Origin of the sequence: Kitasatospora sp. NPDC057512 (assembly GCF_042802135.1) — a bacterium.
Lineage (GTDB): Bacteria > Actinomycetota > Actinomycetes > Streptomycetales > Streptomycetaceae > Kitasatospora.
Genome location: NZ_JBHVET010000651.1, coordinates 1 through 4,979, shown reverse-complemented (window position 1 = coordinate 4,979; position 4,979 = coordinate 1). Strand labels below are relative to the sequence as shown.

The window sequence follows — 4,979 nt, the reverse complement described above, 5'->3', positions numbered from 1 at the left end:
TCAGAGTGGGGCGGGGTCAGTACGCCTGGTAGCCGAACAGGTCGACGATCAGGTGCAGCGGAGCACCGCTCGCGTTGTAGAACGAGACCTTGCCGTCCTTGACCGGGACGACCACCTGGTTGGGGATCGTCTCGCCCGGCAGGAAGTTCAGGTTCGAGGCGTTCGGCGCCGCGTCACCGTGCGGGTAGACGGTCAGGTGGCCGTCGGCGCCCGGCTCGGTGACCGTCACGTTCAGGGTCACCGCCGCGGCGTTCGGGATCTCGCCGACCGGGACGTCCACCGTTCCCCAGGCCGGGACGGTGGCCGCCGGGCGGACGCCCGACTCCCAGTAGGTGTCCTGGCGGGTGTCGAGGACCCGGATCGGACCGGCCGGGCGGTAGCTGACCTTGCCCTCGGTGGCGTAGTAGCCGGCGAGGTCGGCGATCAGGTGAACCGTGCCGCCGGAGACGTTCTGGAACGACACCTTGCCGTCCTTCACCGGCACCGTCACCAGGTTCGGAATCGTGCGCCCGGCCGTCCAGTTGAGGTTCGACGCGTTCGGCGCCTTGTCACCGTGCGGGAAGACGGTGAGGTGGCCGTCGGCCTGCGGCTCGGTCACCGTCACGTTCATCGTCACGGCGGTGAGACCGGTCGCCGGCACGCCCGCGACACCGGCCACCGGGAGGTCCACGGTGCCCCCGGCCGGAACCGCCTGCGCCGCCGGGACGCCGATCGGCGCCCGGGTGTCCAGCAGGCGGGTCGGGCCCTGGGCGTGGAACAGCGAACCCTTGGGGCTGTAGTAGCCCGCGAGGTCCGCGATCAGCTGCACGGTGCCGCCGGAGGCGTTGTAGAACGACACCTTGCCGTCCGTCACCGGCACCGTCACCAGGTTCGGAATCGTCCGCCCGGAGGTCCAGTTCAGGTTCGACGAGTTCGGCGCCGCGTCACCGTGCGGGTACACGGTGAGGTGGCCGTCGGCCTGCGGCTCGGTCACCGTCACGTTCATCGTCACGGCCGTCACGCCGGACGCCGGAACGCCCGCGATGCCGGCCACCTGGAGGTCGACAGTGCCCCAGGCCGGAACGGGCTGCGCCGTCGGCACGCCGATCGGCTGACGGGTGTCCAGCAGCCGGGTCGGACCGGCCGGGGTGAACGCGCTGCCGATGTCGAGCATCTCGACCGCGCCGCGGTCGCGGATGCCGCTGCCCGTACCGGTGTTGACGACCGTCGGGTCGTCCACCGGGGCCCAGCCGCCGCGGTCGGTCGGCAGCATGCCCGGGGCGTTCTCGTCCGCCGAGTCGATCCGGTGGTCGACCGGGGCGTCCGGACCCTTCGGCACGTAGGTCGGGGCGACGAAGTCGTGCACGCCCTGGCCGGTGTTCGCGGCGAGCTGGTCCTGGGTGCCGAAGGCGGCGCCGGCCCAGCTGTAGGCCGCACCGCCGCTGCGCGGGTCGATCAGGTTGTAGTCGACCTTGGTGCCCGCGACGGCGTTCGCCCCGACGGTGATCCCGGTGGCGGCGGCCGGGGTGTCGCAGGCCGCGTTCTGGTTCTTCGCGGTGTTCACCACGTTGTTCTCGACCACCGCGCCGGTCGAGCCGCCGTCCAGCACGATCCCGGCGAAGCAGGACGAGTTGACGGTGTTGGCCACCACGACGGTGTTCGGCGCGTCCTTGACCAGGATCCCGGTCATGTCGGGCACGTAGTTGGCCTGGACCACGTTGGTGGTCAGGACGGTCCCGGTGGAGCCGCCGTCGACCTGGAGCAGCGGGCCGGGCGCGTAGCTGAAGTCGCCGCGGGCCCAGGTGACCTTGTCGGAGGCGTTGGTGATCCGGACTCCGCCGCCCGAGGCCGCGATGTTCGTGAACGAGACGTCGTGCCCGCCGTCGACCACCACGGCCGGACGCTGGTTGCTCAGCACCGTCAGGTTCTCGAAGCGCAGGTGGTCGGCGCCCTTGACCACGATGGCGCTGTCCGGGTAGTTCGGCGCCCCGCCGCTGAGCGAGGCGACGCCGCCCGGCGAGTACTGCTGGGCCTGGCTGCGGAAGGTGATCGGGGCGTCGGCGGTGCCGGAGCGGGTCACGGTCACCGCGGTGTCGACGTAGGACCCGGCCGCGATCTCCACGGTCTGCCCCGGCTGGACGACCGCCGCGGCGGCCGCGACGTGGCAGAACGGCGCCGACCGGGCACCGCTGCCGCTGTCGGTGCAGTGCGCGCCCGCGGCGTTGTCGACGTAGAGCGTGCCGCCTACCGCGGCCGCGCCGCCCGCGGAGACGGCCGGCAGACCGACCGCCCCGAGCAGCGTCACGCCGGCCGCGAGAGCCGTACGGAATCTGGAAATGGGAACCCCCTGGGCGTTGTGCAGCGCCGATGGCGCTTTCCGACCCCCCTGTGTCCTGAACTGATCGGTTGGAGGGCGGAGCGGATCATTCCACAGCGGAAGAGGCCGCGCCAACGACAAATCCGCAGGCCACCGCACCGCACGCGAACGGCCCCGGAGCCGAGCGCGGGGCTCGGCTCCGGGGCCGTCAGAGTGGGGCGGGGTCAGTACGCCTGGTAGCCGAACAGGTCGACGATCAGGTGCAGCGGAGCACCGCTCGCGTTGTAGAACGAGACCCTGCCGTCCTTGACCGGCACGACCACCTGGTTGGGGATGGTCTCCCCCGGCAGGAAGTTCAGGTTCGAGGCGTTGGGCGCCGCGTCCCCGTGCGGGTAGACGGTCAGGTGGCCGTCGGTGCCCGGCTCGGTGACCGTCACGTTCAGGGTCAGCGCGGCGACGTTCGGGATGTCGCCGACCGGGATCTCCACCGTGCCCCACGCCGGGACGGTGCCCGCGGGGCGGGCCTCCGAGTCCCAGTTGGCGTCCTGGCGGGTGTCGAGGAGCCGGTACGGGCCGGCCGGGCGGTAGCTGACCTTGCCCTCGGCGCTGTAGTAGCCCGCGAGGTCGGCGATCAGGTGCACGGTGCCACCGGAGGCGTTGTAGAACGACACCTTGCCGTCCGTCACCGGCACCGTCACCAGGTTCGGGATCGTGCGCCCGGCCGTCCAGTTGAGGTTGGAGGCGTCCGGCGCCTTGCCGCCGTGCGGGTAGACGGTCAGGTGCCCGTCCTGCTGCGGGTCGGTGACCGTCACGTTCATCGTGACGGCGGTGACACCGGTCGCCGGGACGCCGGCGACAGCGGTGACCGGCAGGTCGACGGTGCCCCAGGCCGGGACCGCCTGGGCCGACGGGACGCCGATCGGCGCCCGGGTGTCCAGCAGCCGGGTCGGACCCTGGGCGTGGAACAGCGAACCCTTGGTGCCGTAGTAGCCCGCGAGGTCCGCGATCAGGTGCACGGTGCCGCCGGAGGCGTTGTAGAACGACACCTTGCCGTCCGTCACCGGCACCGTCACCAGGTTCGGAATCGTCCGGCCCGCGACCCAGTTCAGGTTCGACGAGTTCGGCGCCGCGTCACCGTGCGGGTAGACGGTCAGGTGGCCGTCGGCGCCCGGCTCGGTCACCGTCACGTTCAGCGTCACGGCGGTCACGCCCTCCGCCGGAACGCCCGCGACACCGGTCACCGGGAGGTCGACGGTGCCCCAGGCCGGAACCGCCTGCGCGGTCGGGAGGCCGATCGGGGCCCGGGTATCCAGCAGCCGGGTCGGGCCGGCCGGGGTGAACGCGCTGCCGATGTCGAGCATCTCGTAGGCACCGCGGTCGCGGATGCCGCTGCCCGTACCGGTGTTGGGGACCGTCACGTCGTCCGCCGGGGCCCAGCCGCCGCGGTCGGACGGCAGCATGCCCGGGGCGTTCTCGTCCGCCGAGTCGACGATGACGTCCAGCGGCGCGTTCGGCCCCTTCTGGACCCACGACGGCGCGACGAAGTCGTGGGCTCCCTGGCCGGTGGCCGCGGTGAACGCCTGCTGGGTGGCGTACGGGACGCCGCCCCAGTGGTAGGCCGCGGCGTCGCTGCGCGAGTCGACCACGTTGTAGTCGGCCTTGAGGCCCGGGAGGGAGTTCACCGCGACGGTGATCCCGGTGGCGCCGGTGGCCTTGGCCCCGCAGGACTTATCGAGGTTGGCCGCCGTGTTCACCACGTTGTTCTCGACCACCGCGCCGGTCGAGGTGCCGTCCAGCACGATCCCGCCGAAGCAGTTCGTGTTCAGCGAGTTGCTCACCACGACGGTGCCCGGCGAGTCCTGCACCACGATGCCGGTCGAGTTGTAGCCGGAGTTGGGCTGCACCACGTTGGTGGTCAGAACGGTTCCGGTGGAGCCACCGTCGACGGTGATCCCCGGCCCCGCCGAGCCGATGCTGCCGCGTCCGAACACCACCTTGTCGGACGCGCCGGTGATCCGGACACCGGCGCCGCCGAAGACGGAGGTGTTGTCGAACACCACGTCCCGGGCGCCGCTCACCACGATCGACGGCTTCAGGTAGCCCGCGTCGAACGTCAGGTTCTCGAAGCGGACGTGCTGGGCTCCCGTGACGAAGAAGCCGTTGGTCGGCTGGTTCCACCCGCCGATGCGGGCACCGCCGCCCGGACTGTTCTCGTTCTTCTTCGCCCGGAAGGTGATCGGCGCCTCGGCCGTGCCCGACTTCGTGACGGTCAGGTCCTCGGGGTAGGCCCCGTCGGCGATGTCCACGGTCTGGCCCGGCTGGACGACGGCCGCCGCCGCGCCGATGGTGCAGAACGGCGCCGACTGGGCACCGCTGCCGCTGTCGGTGCAGTGCGCGCCCGCGGCGTTGTCGACGTAGAGCGTGCTGCCGGCCGCGGCCGCGCCGCCCGCGGAGACGGCCGGCAGACCGACCGCCCCGAGCAGCGTCACGCCGACGGCGAGAGCCGTACGGAATCTGGAAATGGGAACCCCCTGGGCGAATCGAAGCGCGAAATGCCGCTTTTACCCTCGGTTTGTTGATCCTTGATCGACTGGAGGGCGGAGCGGATCATTCCACAGCCGCAGGGGCCACGCCAACGACAATCCCGCAGGCCACCGCAGCACACGCGCGACGGCCCCGGCAC

The 4,979-nt window shown here is 71.8% G+C and carries 2 protein-coding genes; both read right to left on the bottom strand.

The annotated features are described in order from the left end of the window. Window positions 1–16: 16 nt before the first annotated feature. Window positions 17–2,284 (bottom strand): right-handed parallel beta-helix repeat-containing protein, encoded by a 2,268-nt coding sequence (locus ACFU6K_RS31225; RefSeq protein ID WP_380668716.1) that lies wholly within the window; start codon window positions 2,282–2,284, stop codon window positions 17–19. A 236-nt stretch (window positions 2,285–2,520) separates the two neighbouring features. After that, window positions 2,521–4,785 carry a right-handed parallel beta-helix repeat-containing protein gene (locus ACFU6K_RS31220; RefSeq protein ID WP_380668714.1) on the bottom strand — a complete coding sequence of 755 codons (2,265 nt, stop codon included), beginning with the start codon at window positions 4,783–4,785 and terminating at the stop codon, window positions 2,521–2,523. Between the last annotated feature and the right edge of the window lie 194 nt (window positions 4,786–4,979).